Here is a 21,449-nt window from a genome sequence, read left to right on the forward strand (position 1 = left end):
TCCTACGTGAGCACTAAAAGCGCTTCTGATAGACATGACAGTAGGGCTGATGTCCATTTTTTTCATAATAGTCCTGATGGTACCCTTCGGCTTCCCAGAAGGTTCCGGCCTTTTCAACACTGGTCACAACACGGTACCCTTTGGTCTTCAACTCGGCAATCAGCTTCTCTGCCACACGTTTCTGCTCCTCATCAGCATAAAAAACCGCCGAGCGGTACTGCGAGCCGATATCCGGCCCCTGCCGGTTCATCTGACCGGGATCGTGAATCTCGAAAAAGAGTTTTGCCAGGGTCTCATAACTGACCAGAGCGGGATCAAACTCAATCTCAACCGCCTCGGCATGCCCTGTTTTTCCGCTGCACACCTCCTTGTAGGTCGGGTGATCGGTCAAACCGCCAATGTAACCCGATTTGGCTGAAAGCACCCCCTTGATCTTGCCGAAGTGATACTCGACGCCCCAGAAACACCCTCCGGCAAAAATCGCCTTCTCTGTTTTTGATTGAAGCGCTGCTTCCGGCTGAAATTGCAGGGAGACCGAGTTGACACAGTGTCGCACATTTTTCGGAGTAAGCCCCTCATGCAGAAAAACATGACCGAGATGGGCCCCGCATTTGGCGCAAACTATCTCGGTTCGCCGGCCGTCAGCATCCGGAACCTCTTTTACCGCCCCGGCAATGGCATCATCAAAACTCGGCCAGCCGCATCCTGAATCAAACTTGTGATTCGAATAAAAAAGCGGAGCGTCACACCGCCGGCAGAGATAGCTCCCCTTCTCCCTGTTCTGGTAATATTTCCCGCTGAAAGGGGCCTCTGTTCCTTTATGCACAATTACCCGCTCCTCTTCCGGAGTCAACTTGTTAAAACTCATACCACTCTCCTTTTGAATAGTAAAACGCGGCTTCTCAACTGCCTGCGACAACCTGTCACCACCACACCCGCAGAGGAGCAGGAGTTGTATGCAAAGCAAAAAAACCGCCTGCATACCGTGATACAAAGGTTTATGGTCGCTGAAAAACATGGTTCACCGCCTATTTTTTAACCGTAAAATCAAGACAACATCAATAGAACCCGCAGGTGCTGCTGAAGGTTTCCCTGAACGCGCAATCAACGCATTGTTGTTCACTGTTATCTTTTTACGACGGGAGGAGAGTCCCTGCCAGATACCAGCGTGTGGCCTTTGTCAGGGCGAAGAGGGCTTACCCCTTTGGGCAAGGGGGCGGTTACTATTCAGAACGAGAGGATCGGATTCAGGATTCAATAATCCTCAGCATCATCCTGTTTTTCGGCGAGAGGGATCATATCAGAAAGTGCTCCTGAAGCTTTTCCGATAAGCGATCCGGCGGCAGCTACCGTAAGGCCTGCAACAGCCAGGCCTGCAAGTGCATGAACAAAAGGCATCGCAATCGGAGCCAGAAGTACTGTTGGAACCGCTACTTTGAGTGTCTTGCTCTGCAAAAGAGCATCCTGAATCTCCTCAATATTAAAGCCCATGATAGTGATAGTTGAACGGGTTACTGCCGGGCACAGTCAGCTTCAGCAGAAATAGTTTTCTGTATGCAATATAGCTTAATGACGTAATCTCGCCTCATGGAGACGAAAAATTAACCGTTACGTTGCAAAAACGGCCCTCATATCCTATACTCTTACTGTATGCGCCGGACAATTAGCTCAGTTGGTTAGAGCGTTCGCCTCACACGCGAGAGGTCAAAGGTTCGAGTCCTTTATTGTCCACCCCCTCCATCCATGCTCTTCTGCGAGCTTCTACTGAGATCATTGTCTTATCATTACAGTTAACAAAAAGTTAACACATTTCACTCTTTTTCACTCTCAATTGAAGAGCATTCAGGGACGTAAGTGACGGAGGTAACAAAACAGATCCGCCCGGCTCAGCCAAAAGGGATTTCAATTTACCGGTTGTATATTATCAGTAACAGCTGGCGACAGGCCGGATTGGCCAAGATCAGCAGATTCATCTGCAAGTGTCTCAACTGCTGCCCAGGTTGCTCTTTCAGAAACAGACAGGAGATGAAATATGTCAACTCTCATGAAAAAAGAGGAAGCCCACAAACTGATTGATCTCATGCCTGCGAATGCTACATGGGATGACCTGATGCATGAAATATATGTTCGGGAAGCAATTGAGCGCGGGTTAGCTGACAGTAAGGCGGGTCGGACAAAAGAGGTGAAAGAGATAAGAGGCAAATACGGCCTGCAGGAATGAAAGTCCACTGGACAGATACCGCAGCAGGTCATCTCGATGCCATCTATAATTTCATTGCTCAGGACTCTGCCGACTATGCCCGTCGCATGATTGATCGCCTTACGCGAAAATCCAAACAGATAGCCGAATATCCCTTTTCAGGCAGAAGCGTTCCTGAATATGAACTGGAGCAGGTCAGAGAAGTGTTCGAAGGCCCTTTCCGTATCATCTATTACATCAAGCCGGATCAAATTGATATTCTTGCGGTCATTCACGGAGCTATGAATCTCAGCAGCTGAGCACATTAAAATGGGGAATTCAGAAATTCAGGAACAAGCACACCTGCGAGCGATGCATCCTTTCAGTTCGGCATGACACCTTGAAGAGATTTTGATGAGGGGCAAAGAGGTTGGAGTCGCTGCTGTTGTCTTAACGGCCTCGAAACCGCTCCATGAGACATCATCAATAAGAAACCTGACGAAAAGTTTCTTGACGGGGAAAGAGGCTGCCAACTGTAGTAGAAAATCGGGAGTAAATACAGTAAATCACGACCTTCCCTGCGGGAGTAGCTCCGAAACATTGTAGTACTGGAAATATGCCGGGGCTGTGTAGCGGCAGGACAAAAGAGACTGTATAGTATTTCTATAATTGCGATTAGAATACTCGCTTTGCATAAATCATGTTATACAACAAATAATAAGAACAAGAATGCTTCAGGAATCTAATCCGAGCAAGCCATGTTTTTGGGCTCACAGCAAAAAACTATTCAGATGACAACGCGTCATTGTCAGTGAAATCCAGCTTTGCTCGAAGGCGATCAGATAAAATCTTTGCCAAATTCGCAAATTCTTCCAGTCGCTTGAGGCGGTTCTCAATTTCCTTACGATCCTCATTATTCTCAACTTCTTCGTCAGTCAAAGCAACTTCGTTTGAAATAACGCGTATGATGGGCAGATAGTCTACATCTATTTTGCCCGCTGCCTCAGCCAGAGTGACCCACTCCATAGACTTGTCAGCAGCATCCCGAGCAGCGCCCGCCAAACAAAAACGGATAAGAAGTCTTGCCGTATGATCAACCCCGTCAGCAATTTCGAGCCAAGCAGCACTCTCAGTATTTTTTTGTTCTTTGGCTGCTTCATTGCGAACAGGCCAGTAATATCTCGATTCTGCGTTTTTTGGATCAAGGCTCTCAAGTGCCCTCAGGATTGCTTCAAAGTTTTGGAACGGTCGGCGATCTCTCGGCATCGTAGAATGGTGATCCCAAAGTTCGAGAATTGCACTCGCACACTGAGCACGTTTTTCGTCTTTATCTTCTTCTTTTGCGGTTTCAGCACCGTGAATCAATTCTACAACATAGTGCGCCATCCATCGTCCGAGCGTGTCGACTGACTGGTCAAGGCCAAGTTCTTCGACAAGCCGTTTGCCGAGCTTTAGGATATTATCAAACCGTGCAGATTCTTCCATCGGATTTGAAAAGATAGATTCTTGTGTCAGGCGGGACATATCCAGGCTTCGTTTCTTTATTATGTTCATATCTGGAGCGAAGAATTTTTCGGTCGACCGCAACTTTTATTATCAGGTCTCGGTCAACCAGCTTAAGCAACTCAGTTAAATATCCAGGATCCACGATCAGTCTTCGCCCTTCCTCGACGCCATTTTCATCCTGTTTGCTTGGGTGATGGCCCCATATTTCGCACCAAATAACATTTTGACCATTATCCTCTTTAGTCCAAACTCTGCCATCTAAGTCAGTAACGATTGGTAGTACTTCCATGACAAATTTTGCGGGTTTGATCGGTGGATATTTTATATCCCCAGACCATGGATCAAATTCATCGAGTCCACTGCTTCGATCACGGTCCAAAACCCACCCTTTCAGTTGATATCTTCCCTGGTCTATCTGGAGGTCATCAACAGCATCCGGGATGCGGTAGTCATGAGAGTTAGTTGCTGTTTGAAGCGCTCGCAAAAGTGCATCCGATCGATCACGAGTCACAAAAGCACTGCTAATGCGAACAGACTCTTTCTGCTTTCCAGATATAGCTGTCCAATAACCCCAAAGATTTAGCCGCTGATGACAAATTCCCAATACCCTGTCGAAATCAACGACTTGAACTGAACATGACCACTCATCGGTATCTTTTTCATCCTTCCAATCCGGCCATTCAAGCGGTTGAGGATCGCGTCGGTCAGTAAGCCAACGTCCATCCTTCCGGGTCAGATTATGGTTATCAAGCCATTCTTGAAAATCGTCCTCTGGGTAGTCAGGGTTTTGGTGTAGTGGATCGGTTAGTAATAGCTTTCCGGCCACCGTCATCATCCCATGATATGCTAAATAAAACTGAAGATCGTCTGTTCTGGGAATATCCCCATGAGAATGATGGGTATCATCGTATGAATAGATCTTCTTGCTCAACCTCTGATCATTTCGCCATATTTGACGAGAGCCATATCCCCACTCATACTCGATGACATGGGCAACGTCTTTCGAAATTTCAGCCTCTGATAGCGCGAAAAATTCACCAAGTCTCGAAAACCAATATGGCCCAATATCGATACCAAAATAATATTCCCAATCTTTCGAACTCTCAGGGCTGTTCATTCGTCGTTCACTGACTCTCTCAAAGCTTTTTGTAAACTGAACAGGGAAACTCGACGTGTTTACGGAAAGGAGCTTCTTGCTCGTTTCATCATCTAGAATCCAACGTCCAGTTTTTATGAGCGATTGTAACGATTTCGTCGCAAAGTCTCGAATCAACACGTGTGGGGAACCATCAAGAGCAATCTTCACAAGAAAATCTATGTGCGGTATGATACTCTCCGGGCTTTCCAGGCTCGCTCGTGCCAATGCGATAAGAAGCCATTGAAGAGCGTGTAAATTATAGAAATGCAGTGTATGATCTGCAAAAGGACCCGCCTTTCCCTTTTCAGCTAGCTGTATCAGGTTTTTCAATATTTCAGAGTGATCAAGGAAGCACAATCCTCGTACAACGTGAGCTGATTGCCAACGGTGGGAACTGCTGGGCGCGGCTAAACCAGCCCAAATATAACCAGCTATCGCACCATTGATATCCACAGGAGGAAAAAGGTCTTCAGACCAAACGCCGTCACCATCATTCTCTTTCAGAAAATCATCAAACAGTTTTAGTCCGAATCTGAGCACCTCAAGGGCTTCAGTCTGATCAATTCGAAGAGCTAAAATCCCCGTAAGGGTGAACAATTGACCTGATGACAACTCTTCTGCTGTGCCAGCAATGGCTTCAATAACGGTATTGGCAATATCACTCTCTGAAAGACCGGAGACTTCACATGCCAAATCGAATGGGAAAATTTCATAATAGCGGCTTCTGTTTATCTTCATACAATATCGTCGACAGAAGACCTTCAGCGTATCTCGAAGTGCCGCATTTATTCCTGGTCGCGGCATCCATTTCGCTGGCACTTGTTCAAGAAAATTCCGAAATTGGTACAATTCAAACTCGGGCACTTCGGCCACTGATTGGATAAACTTGTTTTCTTTTCCAATCTCAACCCGATTGCATGCTTCGCTGAAGAAACGATCATAATCGTATGGTGTTTCTGTAGATTTGAAAAGATGGTAGGCATCTCTTATGCCGTTTGGGTTAGTCAAATCTGCCTGAGCAAATACTGCGTCCCAATCCCGTTCTTCTCCACGCGCTGAAGCTCGGTAGGAATCGTAATTCCCTAAGCTGTCATCATCTGATTGTTTAGATCGCTCTTTTCGTTCGCAATATGCAATGAGATCATCAATAGCTATCAACTTCACACCATGCGATATTGCAACAGCTCTCAACTTTTGCCAAATTGATGCACTATAATCATCTAGCCGCATGTAACGGTAGAGATAGTTCGTTACCTTAATCTTCTGTGTCTGGGTTTTACAGGCTCCAAGTGCGGAACTTAACAAGCTGACATTATCCCATTGAGCACGGAAACCAATGAGCGCCATCGGAGCTAATGGATCAAGGCTTCTTTCGTTTAAAAGAAACATCAATGCTTCAGGCAATAACCGCTCTGCCCAACCAAATTTCCTATCCCTCCACCGACTGAGTATTGTCAAACAAGATGAAGGACATAGAGCAGCAATAGCTCTGACAGTTGCTTCCCAGTCAAAATGATCGTCGTAACCGTATTCATATGTAAGTTCTGCACATCGAGAGAGTCTGTAAACTATTTCCGGTACAGGCTTTTTAGGATCAGCTGCGCGATCCGCCATATACAAAATCGATGACCAGCGATCCCTATTTTCGTCCCCAATATTACTTGCAACTTCCACAGCCTGATCAAAATACGACTTCGAATCGGATTCACTGACGGCCATAATAGCCCGTGCTACAGCAACGTATGAAGTAACTTTTGATCTTGCGTCTTCTCTCCCATTATGGGTTAATTCAAATGACCGTTGGGCATAACCAAATGATTTCGCCTGCATTGGCTTGTAGCGCGCGGTGATTCGGGCCATGCTGTTGAATGTCGATGTAAAAAGTGAGCGCTTCAAGGAAGCCACCCATGTGTCGAATTCTACAAGCCTTTTTTCTTGTGGTCCACCAGCCATGACCAGAATATCGAACCAAAGCAGGGCGATCTCATCAGCCGTATACGATTCCTCGCTATAGCTGATACTTTCAGCTTTCGAGGAAACAGCACAAGCATCAGCGATAGCTGCACTAAGCTGATCTTCAGTTACGTTCCCAAGAAAAACACTAACCCAAAGTTGGTGCCATGGCAAAAGTGCTCCTATAGCCGCTCTGAATTCTCGCGCATCCTGTGAATTGTAATGTGAGTTCTGCGTCTCCAACTCTTTCCGAAAATCAGGGTGTGCGAGATCATTCAGCTCTAATGCCACACCATCCATAGACGCTTTGAGCGAATAAGCACGAAGGAGTGAAAACCTTGAACCACTAAATCGAGAAGAAAGACCACGAGGTGGATTATCGGGTAGAAAGCGACTGAGAAGGACTGCCAATTCCTTTGGGTTAAACTGGGTAAGTTGGCATACCGCTTCTACGAGTGAAGTCACAACTACGAGCAGCTTTTCCTTGTGATCGAAACGTTCTACTTGCAACATTTTCACTCTTGAGTTACCCAGCAACCGTAACGAACGGTTTATTGCTTGCAACGGTGGGTACCTATGAACATTCCGCAATTCAGTAGTAACAGCAAGAACGAGACCAAGATCATTACCTGCCGCTAAGGCAACCGTATCTAAATCCGAATATCTCCCATGATCAACAAGTCTCTCTGCAACGATTCGTCCTACCCTGTACGAAACCTCACGAGGAGACCAACGACGAAGATACTTCACTGCTGACTGAGCACCATTAATATTGAGCTCTGTCAGCACTATTTCAGCAATTTCGGTATCTTCAATCCTTTCTTTTTCCCTGTCTTTTTCATTGAGACTCGACCAGTTTCGAATCCATTCATGAGCCATTCTCAATCGGCTAAGAGCATCACCTCGCAACTCGGGAAAAGCAGAAAGCAATCCTGCCTCGTAAGCATGATGGGAACCCATCCAACCACCGCCAAATGTCCTTCGCGATACTAGTTCCTGAATAAGGCTTGAATCCATAAATACGGCCGCCAAATCCGTATTTTCTTGGATAAGAATGTGTTGACGACTTTCGGCAGCCGTTTCACCGCCAGCTTTCAATGCGAGCTTTGCTGCATCAGCGTAGCGTTTAGCACGCAGGCTGGCTTTAAGTGCGAACTGCAACCGTTGCAATTCCACATCACGTTTTTCAAGTGGGCTACCTTCAGGAAGACTCTCAGTTGATAGGGCCAACTCCAACAGTTCGGAAAATTGGCCTGCTTCCAACATCAACTGTGGAAGTGCTGCTGCCACATAGGCACTTGTTGAAGCGAGGGGTCTCAGGATCTCAATGAATTTAGCGAGATCAGCCGCTTCCGGTTTGAAATGATCTCTGAACCATGTTTCAGCAGGTTCATCGAAAAACTGGACGGTCTCTCCTGCTACCATAAGTGGGCGGCCAAGGTCATAGGCAAAGCTTTTCACTGCCGCCTCCTCAATTCCAGAAATTGAAGCCAATACCTTGATCGGAATGAGAGGCCGAAGAGAAGCAAGTCCTGCACAGATAAGATTGATCTGCTCGCCTTCCGTCTTCCCGACTCTATCACGAAGCTCATGAAGTGCACGATCAAGCAAATTTGAGATCGCATTGTCGACGGTAGTAGGATTCGGACCAAGCGCTCTAAGAATTTCGTGTAATGGCACTTTAATGGATAGAGCATTCGCTTGAACGCGAGGATTTTGCGAGCTTAGCCGGTGAAACTCATCAACATCCTGCTCTGTTGCATCAGGAAACGTCAGTCGAAGTAAATTCGCTGTTTCTGATCGGCTAAATGGACACAATTCAAGCTGAAGTGCACCATACGGAGGATCAAGCAATTTAAGGCGATGAGTTCTGGCAGTCACAATCAGACGCACCCCGTCTGGGAAGTTTTCACGCAACAGATCACAAGCGAAAGATCTCGACTCGCCAAGTTCGTCAGCCAACATTTGTGCATTATCGGCAGCATCGACAACGATACAAAGCAATGCTTCTGGATGCATTTCTCTTATTGACGTAATGCTTTGATTGATCCGGTGTTTAAACGCTTTTAGATAAGCAGTTGGATCGGCATACAGTTTGGGAATAAGTGGATGACAGAGACCCATGCTCGATAGTTCGTTTACTATCTGCACCAAAGCGTCTTTGTGTCTATGTCGATATGCACTTGTATTGCGGTATTGTCCATTACCGAAGCAATCATAAAGAAGGCAAACAGACCCCAAGGGAAGCCCGTGCCGAATTCGTGTTGCAAAAACGGACTTACCAACACCACCGTCTGCGTGAATGATTACAGAAGAGGATTCTCCGCCTACGATTTTGGCTATCAGTGTCTCCTCTTGTTCACGTGGCACAACGTTATCCGTATCTACGATGCAACTGGTTGCGGGAAAAAGGGAAGTCTCATCAGTCCTGAATGCCCTCAATAAATCTGTTTTGGTAATCGTCGGATTATTCGAGCTCTCAGAAAGCGCCTTACGATTTACAAGTTCTTTAAGCTGTACCGGAGCATCCACGTCAGCACCAGGCAGATATCCACTGACTTCTTGTATCAGAATGTTTCGTTGATCCCAATACCCTTCATGCTGCCCATCCAGATGCAATAACCGGCAAAAGCGAGATAGTTCATCACCCGTAAGGTTTGTATGATGCTCAAGTTTTGCCAACTCATTTGGATGGCTAACTTCAGAACCAGCAACAATTTCAGCAACAGTCTCCAGAATATCTGCACTTATCGGTCGATTGGTAACAAAATAAAAGTGCAGCTTTTGTTGACATTGTTCTGTGCCATACTCATGGCATTTTGACCCATACCATTCAGCAAACCCTTTGAGTGTTTTTTTTAATCCGCTGGCTGTCCAAGGCTCGTTCGGATTCTGGGTCGAATGTTTGAGCTGATAATACTTGATAGAATCAGCTCTCTCAAAATTTTCACTTCCATAATATTCGGCAATGTCAATAAGTTCTTCACCGACATCTATGGCAGAACCGCTGTCGCTTTCAGATGTTGAAGCCCCTTCGATTGACACCGCCACCAATCCAGATGAATTTGATAGCAATGGTAGACAACGCCGAGCCGCCCACAAATAGTGAAATTGATCACCATCTCTACTATAGCGAACTAAATCACTGTTGCTCATATCTCGAATACCTAATGATGTGGGGTGAGGCTGACCAATCATGCTGATTTGGTTTATGGCCGAACGTATACGTCAGAGCTATTTCCTGCAACGTATTTTGAATGTAAGGCGTAATATCATGTCATACAAAGTGATTTCTTGTCAGGCATTCTTTCCAAGAAAAAAATAACCTGACCTTTTCAGCTTTAAGCCTGATAATTTGTTTTATCAACATTTATCAGCCTTGTCCCAAATTTGCGGATGACAACAGCACAATGTTTTGTGCAAACGCTTCATCGTACCCCATAGCAGAAAAAAGCGTATCATCATGCTCTTTCACCAGTTGCTCCATAACAATACTTCTGAAGCATTCCTGCCTATCCTTCTTTGACCCCTCGAAAATGAACATGCATTTCCGCAAGAGATGCTGTTCCTCGTCTTCTTCATATTGAAAATGCTGCGTTAGAACAGAGGGTTTTTCCTCTTTGTCGTGATGGGATAGATCGGGTGGATAGGCTTGTGTTGAGGGGGATGAGATTCGCGGGCAGATGTGCACGAAAATGGTAAACGGTAAAAAGGGTGCATGACGCGCCCTTTTTACCGTTTATTAACAAGTGATCTTCCTGCTTTGCAGGGAGCTTATTTGCAGGTTTGTCCTGAACAAAACACGGATCCGAGAGCGTTTGAAACCTGACCTGCTACTGAACCCGCTACAGACCCGACTGTGTTAATAAGAAAACCTGCGATCCTGATACCGACACTCGCAAAAAAAACGGGTATTCCGATTGAGGGAACAAACAAAAGAACGCCTACCACATTTTTAACGATATCGGGTGATTGTGACTGCTCTGACATGATATATATCTGTTTAAAGTGTTCAAAATAGATCACACTATCCATAACCACAGCGAGCAGTAAAAAAGTTTACAAAAATATCGGCCCGGGATACCACCTTCCGTCTCATAATCTCGCCTCGTGTCTCATTAAACCATCCAAATCACAATATGAGACAACCGCTCCTCCACTATTGCACCTGAACCAGCCGTTTCTGACGGAGAGCAATTGAGTGCTTTTCCATTTAAAAATGGACTTTTTTTATCTGCATTATCTCACGAAACAACGAGATAGCAACGGTTACCGGGCGTTATGAGAAGCCGGAATAGTTTGCCGGAAATATCTTTGGCACGGGAGTTGATGCATTACATGCAGAGAAATTAAATCAAACGACCATACTTAAAGGAACAACACCATGAAACACCTTAAAACAATCAAGTCTATAGCTTTGGGTGCAGCACTTCTCGTTATGAGCGCAATGCCAACATCAGCCGAAGCAGCAGTAACCCAGTCGGGAACAACCACGGTCACCGTTACGATGCCGGAGTATCTTGTTCTGCATTACTACAGCGCGGTTGCCCTGAACTTCTCGGCCACCTCGGCAAGTTCATCGCAGACCGGTTCACCGTTGTCGGCTACCTGGACCACGCTTGGTGATACCACAGAGACCCTCTCGGCCTCAGCAACAGAGGTTGGCCCGTCAACCGCCAAAATCACACTGAAGAATGCATGGGCGATTGCCGGTCTTTCAAGCAGCGGAACAGCAACCGTATCAATTACCGGTACTGATTTCACAGCAACAAGAGCCGGTTCAACCTCAAAGATCGGTGTGAGCGGATACGGACTGGCCTCAACCAATGGAGTGAGCGGAGCGGTTTCAGGAAGCACCATTACCACGCAGCTACGCGGTGTTACCGGCCAGACCCAGACCGTTGGAGATGTCAAGATGACGCTCAACTTCTCGAACACGACAGAGTCCGGTGCGCACACAGGATCGTTCACGATTACCGCACAGACTATCTAAGTTAAAGGAACGTTAAACGCACCGGTTCTTAATAAAGAGTCGGGGCAGTAAAAAGGGAAGGCTAATGAAGTATCAGCCTTCCCTTTTTTGATTTGGTCAAAAAGCCAAAACGCTCTTTTCCTTAAGCGGTCAATATGCTCAGAACTCCTCGATATAGAGCTCCCCCGGATCATCCGGATGGTGCCGCCTGTAACCGTACCCCACCAGCCACTCTGAAACGTGAGCCACCATATCCGGTTTGCCACTGACAAAAAAGTGTGTGCGGTCAGGGTCAGGAGAGATGTTGTATTCGTTCTGCAGAATATCCTGTTTCAGCAGCTCCTCAATCCACATCCGGTGACCATCCCAGCGCTCATCGGCATCGGTGAGTGTAGGCACATAAAAAAAGTTGGCGAAGCTCTTTTCAAGGAAGGTCAGCTCGCTGTAGTAACCCAGATCCCATCGGTGCGCCGCGCCCTGAATCACCACCATCTTGCTCTCGGGCCTTTCGATAATATGTGAACGGAGAAAGCTGATGTAGGGGGCAATACCGGTTCCGGTCGCCACCATAACAATGTCGCTGCCGTCCGGAGTTTCGTCGAGACGGAATATTCCGGTTATGGCTGTACCGACAAAAACCCGATCCCCTGTGTTGAGGTTAAACAACCTTGAGGTCAACTGACCGGACTTGACCTGTGATATATAAAACTCAAGCTGACTGGTCTCGGTTTTGGCAGAAGCAATTGAGTAAGGTCTCTTGATAAGTTTCTCTGCATCCGCAGGCACCACCTCAGGCTCTGAATTGGAAGAGCGCTTCTCGAAGCCGTAAAGACCGAGTAGCATATTCTGACCGGCTTCAAACTCCTTTCTCGGCTCATCGGTATCAACCCGAAGAATCATAAGGTCCGGAGTAACCATAATTTTACCCGTAACCGTCGCATTATATTCTGAACGTTCCATGTACTCACCATCCTGATACTGATTGCAATAACTTCATTTCACACTTTCAATAAATAACATACAAGAGATAACAACCGTTCATCTCTTTTCGCATCATATTGTTATGAGCATCACTATAAATCTGTTCCGCGATTCGATCAGTTGGTCGGGCGGTGCTCCCAAATCCCATCCCGGCCCCGAACATCGGCGTGGTCTACCAATATGTCGCCCCTCCGGGGCTTGAACATCACTCAATGATGATATCATACCGGTCGAGCAGACCGATAACCTGGGGCAGGAGAAAACGGGCTTTCTTCAGGCGGTTGCTTTCGGGATCAATGGAGTAGTTGAAGGCCGAACGGAGGTCGGCCTGTTCAAGATTGCTCTTCAGAAAGGTGGTGCGCAAAAGATCGCACTCCTCAAAAACTGCTCCGGTGAGATCGGCTTCGGTGAAATCGGCTTCCTGAAGATCACAGTTTTTGAAACGGGTATTTTTCAGCTTTAACTGACTGAAGAGTGCCAGTTTCAGCATGCACTCCTCAAAACCAAGCTGCAACAGAAACCCCTTGCACTCCGAAAACTGCACACCGAGCAGCTTGCAGCCCCTGAACTGCACATCCTGAAGCAGGCTGTTGCGCACGGTTGCCAGACTCAGATCACAGTTTTCAAACAGACAGTTCCTGAAGGTAATACCCGACAGATCGGACCTGTTTGCGTCACATTTTATGAAGCTGCACTCTTCATACACCCCTTTCAGCAGCGGGTTTTCTGTAAGGGAGACTCGCTCAAAAACCCTGTTTTCAATCAGCTCTGTCTGCATGGTGGCTCTCTCCCTGTTATCCGCTATCGCCATCCGCCGCCGAGCGCACGGTAGAGCTCTGACATGGCTGTAAGATGCTGACGCCGCACTGAGGCAAGGTCAAGCTCCGCCTGCAGGGCGCTGGTCTGAGCAACCATAACTTCAAGATAGGTTGCCATACCGCTGCGGAAAAGCATCCCTGCATTGGAAACCGCTTTATGCAGCGTTGCAACTCTCTCTGTTGCAATGCTCTCCTGCACTTTAACCTTGTCGAGCTGAACCAGCGCATCCGAGACCTCTCCGACAGCCTTGAGCAGCGAAAGCTTGAACTCAAGCTCCGTCTGCTCCCGTTTTATTCTTGTCTGCTGATAGCGTGCCTTCAATTGACCTCGCTGAAAGACCGGCTGCAACACGGCTCCCTGCACAACGCCGAAAATGGAGCCAGGAACGGTAAACCACTGGCTTCTTTTGAACGCTTCAAGGCCGCCGGTAGCGGTAAGCGTCAGCGAGGGGTAGAGCGACGCTTCGGCCTCACCCATATCCGCATGAGCACCCCTGACCGCCAGTTCAGCAGCACGAACATCCGGCCGGTTCTGCAGAAGGGCGGAGGGGATTCCTGAGGGCAGATTGTCTTCCACTTTAAGGGTAAAGAGCGTCTGGTCACGCTGAATGGCTCCGGGCATCCGGCCGCAGAGGATGCTGAGCGCATTCTCCTGCGCACTGATTTTCTGCTCAATCTGGGGAAGTGATCCCGCTATCGACTGCCGGAACGCCTCCTGTTGCTGAACGGCAAGAGCCGTTACCTGACCGGCATCATACTGAAGCCCGATCATTTTCAGTGTGGTATCGGCTATGGCAAGGTTTTTTCTGGAGCTTTCAAGCTGCCGGTCAAGCATCAGCAGATTGTAATAGCCTGAAGCAACGTCAGCCACAAGCCGTGTGCGCACTGCTTTTGCTGCCTCCCCTGTCTTCAGGTAACCGGCAAGGGCCGAGCTCTTTCTGCTTCGGATTTTTCCCCAGATATCAACCTCCCATGATGAGGTGCCGTAAACACTGTAGTCATCAATATTTGTCTTGACACCGTTATCGGACGGATGCGTTCTGGTATTCTGGACTCCGAGGTTCAGTGTCGGCAGAATGCCGAGACGTGCCGAGTTGAGCGTTTGACGGGCATAGTCAATATTTTTGAGCGCCACCTGCAGGTCTATATTGTTTACGATGGCGCTGTCAATGAGCAGACAAAGCGTTTTATCAGCAAAGAAACTCCGGTAGGGCATAAGGGCGATAACCGAATCGGAGGCACTGCCTCCTGGGCGCTCACCACTGCGATAAGTCGGGGGCATCGCCACTTCCGGCTTCCTGTAGCTTCCGGTAGTGGTGCATGCCGTGACCCCGAGAGAGAGCAGCATCAACATGCCTCTCAATACAAACCGTTCAACCTCTTTTCTCATAGAGAACCTGTTAATGCTATCATTTCCCGCCATCACAACTGCACCGAACCCTTATTCTCCTCTCGCTCAACCTCGTCAAGCAGCTCCCCCGCCTCCACAATGGCTGCCGCAGGGCCGGTAATCCGCTCCTGAAGATGCTGGAAGGTGACAAACAGGACCGGTACAACCAGAATACCGAGTACCATACCCACAAACATACCGCCGATAGCCGCCGCACCGATGGAGTGGTTACCCTGGGCCGCAGGGCCGGTCACAAAGAGGAGCGGGAGAAGTCCGGCTACAAAGGCAAGTGACGTCATAAGAATCGGCCGCAGCCTCGCTTTGGCTCCCTCAATTGCCGCAGCGGAGAGTGAACTTCCGGCAACCCTGCGCTGCAGGGCGAACTCGACAATCAGAATAGCGTTCTTGGCCAGAAGTCCGATAAGCATGATAACCGCCACCTGTACATAGATATTGTTCTCAACCCCGGCAAGCTTGATACCGATAAAGACCCCGAGCAGACCGGTCGGAATGGAGAACATCACCGCAAGCGGCAGGAGATAGCTCTCGTAGAGCGCGGCAAGCAGAAAGTAGACAAAAACAACGGAGAGCAGAAAGATAAAGAGCAGCCCGCCGGTTGATTCAAGCTCCTCACGGCTCTGTCCCTTCCAGTCATAGGTGTAGCCTGCCGGAAGAGCGGTTTTGGAGAGCTCTTCAACGGCCTTGATCGCCTGGCCGGTACTGAAACCCGGCTTGACCATGGCGTTGACCGACACGGCATTGAACATGTTAAAGTGGTCAACCGATTCGGTGCCGTAAACCCGCTTCAGGGTGATGAGTGACGAGACCGGTACCATGCTGCCGCCGGAGCTCTTGACAAAAATACCGTTCAGGGAAGCCGGTTCGGAGCGCTCCCCCGGTTCGGCCTGCATGATCACCCGGTAGTACTTGCTGAACCGGTTGAAATCCGATGCCTGCGAGCTGCCATAGTAAACCTGCATGACGGAGAGAAGCTCCTTGACATTGACGCCGAGCTGGGCAGCCTTGACGTTGTCCACCACAAGCTCAAACTGGGGGTTGGTTGCCTTGAAGGTGGTGAAGGCCGCGGCAATTTCAGGTCGTTTCATCAGCTCTCCGATAAAGCCCTGCGCAACACTGCCGAGTTTATCAAGCCCGCCGCCGCGACGATCCTGCACCACAAACTCAAGACCGCTGACGGTACTGAAACCCGGAACGGTAGGCTGGGCAAGCGCAAAGAAGGAGCCCTCCCTGCCGGAAAGTTTTTTTGATATGGTGGCCAGGATTTTTTTGATATTTCCATCCGGCCCGCGCTCCCCCGGCTCCTTGAGCTGCACAAAAAGCAGACCCGACGAGGGGGATGAACTTCTGGAAAGGATATTGATACCGGCAACCGAGATCGCCTTTTCTATCGCAGGAATGGTAGCGAGGGTTGCCGAGGCCCTGTCCATGACCGCCTGGGTTCGGGCAAATGATGCACCGGGAGGGAGGGTTACGGAGACAATCACAAAACCGTTATCCTCATCCGGAATAAATCCCGTCGGCGTCACCTTGAACATCACAAAGGAGAGCACAACCAGCAGGCCGAGAAAACCGAAGGTGACGCGCTTGTTGCGGATCAGATAGACAAGAGCACCGAGATATTTGCGCTTCAGCACGTCAAACGCGGTATTGAACGCGGTAAAGAACCGATGGCCGTATGCGCCGAATTTTTTCAGTTTTCCATGCCTCCCTTCCCCTTTCGCATCATGGAGATTGGTGAGAAAAAGAGCGCAGAGAGCCGGGCTCAGGGTAAGGGCGTTGACCGCAGAGATCAGAATGGCAATGGCAAGCGTAAAGGCAAACTGGCGGTAGAAGACACCGGTCGAACCCTGCAGAAAGCCAACCGGCAGAAAGACTGAAGCCATCACCAGCGTAATGGTGACAATCGCGGTGGTAATTTCGCGCATGGCTGAAACCGTGGCAACCTTGGCCGGATAGTTCTTCTGCTCCATTTTGGCATGGACCGCCTCAACCACCACAATGGCATCATCAACCACAATACCGATAGCAAGCACAAGCCCGAAAAGGGTGAGCACGTTGATGGAAAAGCCGAAAAGGTTCATAAAGAAAAAGGTGCCGACAATGGCGACCGGAACGGCAATGGCCGGAATAATGGTGGAGCGGAGATCCTGCAGAAAGAGAAAGACCACAAAAAAGACCAGCAGAAAGGCTTCAACAAGCGTATGCTCAACCTGTACAATCGACTCGTCAACCACCTTTTTGGAGCTGAAGGGAATCGAATAGCTGACACCGGCAGGCAGAGCACCTGCGGCCTTCTCAAGCACCTTGCGAAGCCCGGTCTCAACCTTGTTGGCGTTTGAACCAGGCGCCTGATAGACCGCCATCACCACGCCCGGCTGGCCGTTGGCTTTGGTATTGACCGTATAGCGATAGGCGCCGAACTCGATACGGGCGATATCGCCGAGCCTGAGCAGCGATCCGTCGGGATTGGCGCGGATCACCATATCCTCATAATCGCCGGGATAGGCGTTCTTCCCCTTGTACTTCATCACATACTGCATCGCCTCGCTGCTGTTCTCACCAAAAGAGCCCGGAGCCGCCTCAAGATTCTGGCTCTGGATTGCGGCTGCGACCTCCTGCGGGGTCACCTTGTATGCCGCCATCTGTTGCGGGCGCAGCCAGATACGCATGGCATAATCCATGTTGCCGTAAACCGAAACCTGCCCTACACCGGGCACACGGGCCAGATCATCGACAATATTGATCTTGGCATAGTTCTGCAGGAAGATCTGGTCATAGGCCTTTGAACTGCTTGAGAGCGTGATCAGCATGATCTGGCTGTTCTGACGCTTGACGGTCGAGACACCAATCTGGTTGACCTCCGCCGGGAGGCGGCTTGCCGCCTGGGCCACCCGGTTCTGAACATTGACCGCTGCCTGGTCGGGATTGGTACCCTGCTTGAAAAAAACCGAAATGGAGAGCGATCCGTCATTGGCGGAGGTTGAGGTCATGTAGGTCATGTTTTCAACCCCGTTGATCGCCTCTTCAAGCGGAGGAGCAACCGAACGACCGACAGTTTCAGCACTTGCACCGGGATAACTCGCACTCACCGAAACACTCGGAGGAGCGATATCGGGAAAGCGGGTAATGGAGAGCTGGTTGATGCCGACAAGGCCGAGAATAACCAGAATGATCGAGATGACGGTAGCAAGAACCGGCCTTGATATAAAACGTTCAAACATGAATAGTTACTGGTTTAGCGCCTTCAATCCGTTACGGAACTTTTTTTTCTCTCTTCACTCTTTTGCTGCCGCTGCCGCCGGAGCAGCGCTGAGCGGTTTTATCACTGTGCCATCCGGAAGTTTTTCCGTACCGGCAGTTACAATAGTCTCGCCCGCCTTCAGGCCGGAACCGACGATATAGTTGTTACCGCTCTTGCCTGTAACGGTAATCGCCTGCTTTTTGACCCGGTTGCCGCTGCCGAGAAGAAAGACAAAAACCTTGTCCTGCAGCTCAACCGTCGCCGCCTGGGGTACAAGCAGCACATTATGATAGATCGACTCCAGAACAACCTTGCCGGTGTTTCCCGAGCGCAGCAGCCCCTCCGGATTCGGAAATACCGCCCGTATCCTGACCGAACCGGTTGCCTGGTCAAACTCGCCGCTGATGGTATCGACCGCTCCCTTTGAGCCGAAAACCGTGCCGTCCGCCATGACCAGAGAGACCGGCGCCACCTGGCGGAGCTTCTCCTGTATGGTGCTTCCGGGATATCGGTTGCGGAACTGCATAAAATCAATTTCACTCATGCTGAAGTAGGCATAAATCTCGCTGACGTCACTGAGCTGCGTCAGCGACTGGCTCTGATTTTTGGTAACCAGACTTCCCATCCTGAAGGGAATTCTGCCAATGTAACCGCTTACCGGTGCTTTCACGGTGGAGTAATCCACATTGACCTGTGCAGAGCGGGCCGCAGCTCTTGCCTGCTCGACAGAGGCCTGGGCGGCCTGACGGCTTGCCCTGGCGGTTTTAAGCTGAATGTCCGAGACCACACTGTTCTTTACCAGCGGCACCAGTTTCTCCTCGTTGAGCTTTGCAACCACGAGCGAAGCTTCAGCGGCATGCTGGGATGCCAGGGCACTGTTGTACTGCTCACGATAGAGCCGGTCATCAATTTTAAAGAGCGGCTGACCCGCCTTGACCCATGCACCTTCATCAACATAGATTCTGCTGAGTGTGCCGTCAACCTGGGGACGGATCTCCACATTGACCTTTCCCTCAAGCAGGGAGGAGTATGAGGTGGTTACCGCAGCATCTCCGGGTGTAACCCTCATCACCGGAAGAGCCGGAGTTCCCTTCTTCTCGCCATCCCTGCCGCCGCATCCGGCAAAAAGAAGCGGTATAGAGAAAGCGATAACGATCTGAAACCGGAAAAACCGCTGTATCACCCTGTTCTTCATAATATCCTGTTGTTAATCCACTGAAACGTTAAAAAATCCTCTTGTATGCGCCGCCACTCCCGGCCTGCCGGAAATACATGCAACAATTTACAAGGATACCACTTACACACAAAAATTCAGCATCGGTTTCTCTCTCCTCAGTACCTACAGACGATATTTTTCACTATTTCTCTCTCTGCACGCTCAAACAGATATATTCAGAGCTTCAGCCTTTTTGTCTCGCGTTCAAGTTCAATCAGAAGCTTTTTAAGCGCCACCCCTCCACGATATCCGCTGAGAGAGCCGTTACTGCCGATGACCCGGTGACAAGGGATAAAAACCGGCAGAGGATTGCGATGATTGGCCATCCCGACTGCGCGGACAGCACGCGCATTTCCTGCGGCAATGGCGACCGCTCTGTAGGTGGAGGTCGTGCCGTACGCAAGAGCACTGAGCTCCCGCCAGACACGCTCCATGAATGGCGTGCCCGACGGGGCAAGGGGAAGTGAAAAATGGCAGAGAGAGCCCTGAAGGTAGGCGTTCAGCTGCCGGAACGCCTCCCCGGTCAGCTCCGTTTCACCGATTTCAGCATCTTCGGGAAGAGTGTCCGCAGGAAAAAAAAGGTTGGTGATAGCACCTTCACACTCCGCAACACCGATACGACCGATCGTGGTATTCTGAAAAGAGAGGATCATGTTGCCAACACCTTTTTCTGCAAGTTATAAAGAATACCAACAACAGCAGAGTGCAAAAAAACTCCGGATGAACCGCTCTATTACTCCTGAACCGGCTGAACGGGATTCCTTGCAGATTTTCCGACAGCATAACTTCCGGGATACTGGAAAATCCGCAAGTCAAAGTAGGAGAGAACGGCAATGATATGATCAAGGATATCCGCCTGCACCTGTTCAAATGCCGCCCACTCTTTTTCACAGCTGAAAACAAGGATCTCGATCGGCAATCCATTCGAGGTCGGTTCCAGATAACGGATAATCAGGCTCATCGACGCATTGACCTTCGGATGATGGTGCAGATAGGCCGACAGATAGGCCCGGAAGATGCCGATATTGGTCAGTCGCCGTTCATTGACCTCGAAACGGTCATCTATCTCATCACGGCGGTTATATGTGTCGATTTCCGCTGTTTTTTTATCGAGATACTCCCTGAGCAGCTGAATATGCTCCAGCCGGACAAGCATGGCATCATCACAGAACCGGATACTGGTCATATCGATATTGAGCGATCGTTTGATACGCCTTCCTCCCGACTCATTCATCCCCCTCCAGTTTCTGAAACCCTCCGAAATCAGGGCATAGGCAGGAATGGTGCTGATGGTTTTATCCCAGTTCTGAACAGAGACCGTCACCAGCGAGATATCGGTTACTTCACCATCGGCCTCGTATTTCGGCATATCGATCCAGTCACCGACGCGAACCAGATTGTTGCTTGAAAGCTGAATACCGGCAACAAAGCCGAGAATCGAGTTTTTAAAAATCAGGAGCAGTACGGCTGTAAACGCACCAAGACCACCGAGAAAAACAAGCGGCGATTTGCCCATAAGTTTGGACACCACAACAACCAGGGCGATTGAAACCGCAAGCGACTTGGTAACCTGGACAAAACTTTTAACCGGCACTCTTGACTCCGTAGAGAACTCGGAAAAAAATTCCAGCAAGGCATCAAGCAGCGAAAAAATCACCACAACCACAACCACAATCATGGAGAGCACTGCAAAATCCTTGACCAGAAGAACCGTTGCCGGATAATAGACAAGAACCGGTTCGGAAAAGAGATGAATGAGAACGGGAGGAATCAGACGGAAGAGACCGGTAAAGACGTTGTGCTTGACCAGCAGGTCATCAAGCCTTGTGCTGGTTCTCGAAGCAAGGTGATTGATCAGGCGCGAAATAATCCGGTCTGTCAAAACAAAAACAAGAGTGATAACAAGTAGCGCCAGAACCCCGGCAATGATGGTTGCTGCCAGAACAGAGAAATCGGAAGCTATACCATACTTAAGTAACAATCGGATCAATGAGGTCATAAAAAGAACGGATCAGTGCAGCAAAAGCAAGATTG

14 protein-coding genes and 1 tRNA gene are annotated in these 21,449 nt (G+C 49.2%); 4 read left to right on the top strand and 11 right to left on the bottom strand.

Features of this window, described 5'->3' with window-relative positions; genetic code table 11:
• Positions 1–13 precede the first annotated feature (13 nt).
• Complete coding sequence (locus tag CFERDRAFT_RS07005; protein ID WP_006366521.1) at positions 14–868, bottom strand: bifunctional methionine sulfoxide reductase B/A protein; 855 nt, start codon at positions 866–868, stop codon at positions 14–16.
• Between the two features lie 386 nt (positions 869–1,254).
• Positions 1,255–1,491, bottom strand: a complete 237-nt coding sequence (locus tag CFERDRAFT_RS07010; RefSeq protein WP_006366522.1) for a hypothetical protein — start codon at positions 1,489–1,491, stop codon at positions 1,255–1,257.
• A gap of 166 nt (positions 1,492–1,657) precedes the next feature.
• On the opposite strand from CFERDRAFT_RS07010, the gene CFERDRAFT_RS07015 reads away from it, so the two are divergent.
• The 3 genes from CFERDRAFT_RS07015 to CFERDRAFT_RS07025 all read left to right on the top strand — a co-directional run bounded on the left by CFERDRAFT_RS07015 (position 1,658) and on the right by CFERDRAFT_RS07025 (position 2,499).
• Positions 1,658–1,731, top strand: a tRNA-Val gene (locus CFERDRAFT_RS07015).
• A 301-nt stretch (positions 1,732–2,032) separates the two neighbouring features.
• The gene (locus CFERDRAFT_RS07020; protein WP_040433416.1) at positions 2,033–2,221 is read left to right on the top strand and encodes a hypothetical protein; all 189 of its coding nucleotides are present in this window, start codon (positions 2,033–2,035) and stop codon (positions 2,219–2,221) included.
• Entirely contained in the window at positions 2,218–2,499 is a 282-nt protein-coding gene (locus tag CFERDRAFT_RS07025) for a type II toxin-antitoxin system RelE/ParE family toxin (RefSeq protein WP_006366523.1), read from the top strand. Before CFERDRAFT_RS07020 ends, CFERDRAFT_RS07025 begins: the two co-directional genes overlap by 4 nt.
• Before the next feature lie 463 nt (positions 2,500–2,962).
• On the opposite strand, the gene avs3b is transcribed toward CFERDRAFT_RS07025, so the two are convergent.
• Both avs3b and avs3a read right to left on the bottom strand, forming a co-directional pair.
• Positions 2,963–3,703 carry an AVAST type 3 anti-phage proein Avs3b gene (avs3b, locus tag CFERDRAFT_RS07030; protein WP_232209777.1) on the bottom strand — a complete coding sequence of 247 codons (741 nt, stop codon included), beginning with the start codon at positions 3,701–3,703 and terminating at the stop codon, positions 2,963–2,965.
• Positions 3,642–9,974, bottom strand: a complete 6,333-nt coding sequence (avs3a, locus tag CFERDRAFT_RS07035; RefSeq protein WP_006366551.1) for an AVAST type 3 anti-phage nuclease/ATPase Avs3a — start codon at positions 9,972–9,974, stop codon at positions 3,642–3,644. Before avs3a ends, avs3b begins: the two co-directional genes overlap by 62 nt.
• A gap of 1,186 nt (positions 9,975–11,160) precedes the next feature.
• Between avs3a and CFERDRAFT_RS07045 the strand changes: the two genes are divergently transcribed.
• Entirely contained in the window at positions 11,161–11,769 is a 609-nt protein-coding gene (locus CFERDRAFT_RS07045) for a hypothetical protein (RefSeq protein ID WP_006366525.1), read from the top strand.
• A gap of 138 nt (positions 11,770–11,907) precedes the next feature.
• On the opposite strand, the gene CFERDRAFT_RS07050 is transcribed toward CFERDRAFT_RS07045, so the two are convergent.
• The 7 genes from CFERDRAFT_RS07050 to CFERDRAFT_RS07080 all read right to left on the bottom strand — a co-directional run bounded on the left by CFERDRAFT_RS07050 (position 11,908) and on the right by CFERDRAFT_RS07080 (position 21,414).
• Complete coding sequence (locus tag CFERDRAFT_RS07050; protein WP_006366526.1) at positions 11,908–12,708, bottom strand: ferredoxin--NADP reductase; 801 nt, start codon at positions 12,706–12,708, stop codon at positions 11,908–11,910.
• A 226-nt stretch (positions 12,709–12,934) separates the two neighbouring features.
• Positions 12,935–13,540, bottom strand: a complete 606-nt coding sequence (locus CFERDRAFT_RS07055) for a pentapeptide repeat-containing protein (protein ID WP_232209778.1) — start codon at positions 13,538–13,540, stop codon at positions 12,935–12,937.
• Positions 13,531–14,937, bottom strand: a complete 1,407-nt coding sequence (locus CFERDRAFT_RS07060) for an efflux transporter outer membrane subunit (RefSeq protein WP_006366528.1) — start codon at positions 14,935–14,937, stop codon at positions 13,531–13,533. The genes CFERDRAFT_RS07055 and CFERDRAFT_RS07060 overlap by 10 nt, the downstream gene beginning before the upstream one ends.
• Positions 14,938–14,969: 32 nt before the next feature.
• On the bottom strand, positions 14,970–18,179 hold the full coding sequence (locus CFERDRAFT_RS07065; RefSeq protein ID WP_006366529.1) for an efflux RND transporter permease subunit: 3,210 nt from the start codon (positions 18,177–18,179) through the stop codon (positions 14,970–14,972).
• A gap of 54 nt (positions 18,180–18,233) precedes the next feature.
• Positions 18,234–19,394, bottom strand: a complete 1,161-nt coding sequence (locus CFERDRAFT_RS07070) for an efflux RND transporter periplasmic adaptor subunit (RefSeq protein WP_006366530.1) — start codon at positions 19,392–19,394, stop codon at positions 18,234–18,236.
• A gap of 197 nt (positions 19,395–19,591) precedes the next feature.
• Positions 19,592–20,068: a methylated-DNA--[protein]-cysteine S-methyltransferase gene (locus CFERDRAFT_RS07075; protein WP_006366531.1), complete on the bottom strand. Its 477-nt coding sequence runs from the start codon at positions 20,066–20,068 to the stop codon at positions 19,592–19,594.
• 80 nt (positions 20,069–20,148) lie between these two features.
• Positions 20,149–21,414 (bottom strand): mechanosensitive ion channel family protein, encoded by a 1,266-nt coding sequence (locus CFERDRAFT_RS07080; protein ID WP_006366532.1) that lies wholly within the window; start codon positions 21,412–21,414, stop codon positions 20,149–20,151.
• Positions 21,415–21,449 lie beyond the last annotated feature (35 nt).

This window comes from Chlorobium ferrooxidans DSM 13031, assembly GCF_000168715.1.
Classification (GTDB): domain Bacteria; phylum Bacteroidota; class Chlorobiia; order Chlorobiales; family Chlorobiaceae; genus Chlorobium; species Chlorobium ferrooxidans.

Coding starts and splice junctions, on each gene's coding strand:
- CFERDRAFT_RS07005 (WP_006366521.1), bottom strand. CDS start 868: ATGAGTTTTAACAAGTTGACTCCGGAAGAGGAGCGGGTAATTGTGCAT.
- CFERDRAFT_RS07010 (WP_006366522.1), bottom strand. CDS start 1,491: ATGGGCTTTAATATTGAGGAGATTCAGGATGCTCTTTTGCAGAGCAAG.
- CFERDRAFT_RS07020 (WP_040433416.1), top strand. CDS start 2,033: ATGTCAACTCTCATGAAAAAAGAGGAAGCCCACAAACTGATTGATCTC.
- CFERDRAFT_RS07025 (WP_006366523.1), top strand. CDS start 2,218: ATGAAAGTCCACTGGACAGATACCGCAGCAGGTCATCTCGATGCCATC.
- avs3b (WP_232209777.1), bottom strand. CDS start 3,703: ATGTCCCGCCTGACACAAGAATCTATCTTTTCAAATCCGATGGAAGAA.
- avs3a (WP_006366551.1), bottom strand. CDS start 9,974: ATGATTGGTCAGCCTCACCCCACATCATTAGGTATTCGAGATATGAGC.
- CFERDRAFT_RS07045 (WP_006366525.1), top strand. CDS start 11,161: ATGAAACACCTTAAAACAATCAAGTCTATAGCTTTGGGTGCAGCACTT.
- CFERDRAFT_RS07050 (WP_006366526.1), bottom strand. CDS start 12,708: ATGGAACGTTCAGAATATAATGCGACGGTTACGGGTAAAATTATGGTT.
- CFERDRAFT_RS07055 (WP_232209778.1), bottom strand. CDS start 13,540: ATGGCGATAGCGGATAACAGGGAGAGAGCCACCATGCAGACAGAGCTG.
- CFERDRAFT_RS07060 (WP_006366528.1), bottom strand. CDS start 14,937: ATGAGAAAAGAGGTTGAACGGTTTGTATTGAGAGGCATGTTGATGCTG.
- CFERDRAFT_RS07065 (WP_006366529.1), bottom strand. CDS start 18,179: ATGTTTGAACGTTTTATATCAAGGCCGGTTCTTGCTACCGTCATCTCG.
- CFERDRAFT_RS07070 (WP_006366530.1), bottom strand. CDS start 19,394: ATGAAGAACAGGGTGATACAGCGGTTTTTCCGGTTTCAGATCGTTATC.
- CFERDRAFT_RS07075 (WP_006366531.1), bottom strand. CDS start 20,068: ATGATCCTCTCTTTTCAGAATACCACGATCGGTCGTATCGGTGTTGCG.
- CFERDRAFT_RS07080 (WP_006366532.1), bottom strand. CDS start 21,414: ATGACCTCATTGATCCGATTGTTACTTAAGTATGGTATAGCTTCCGAT.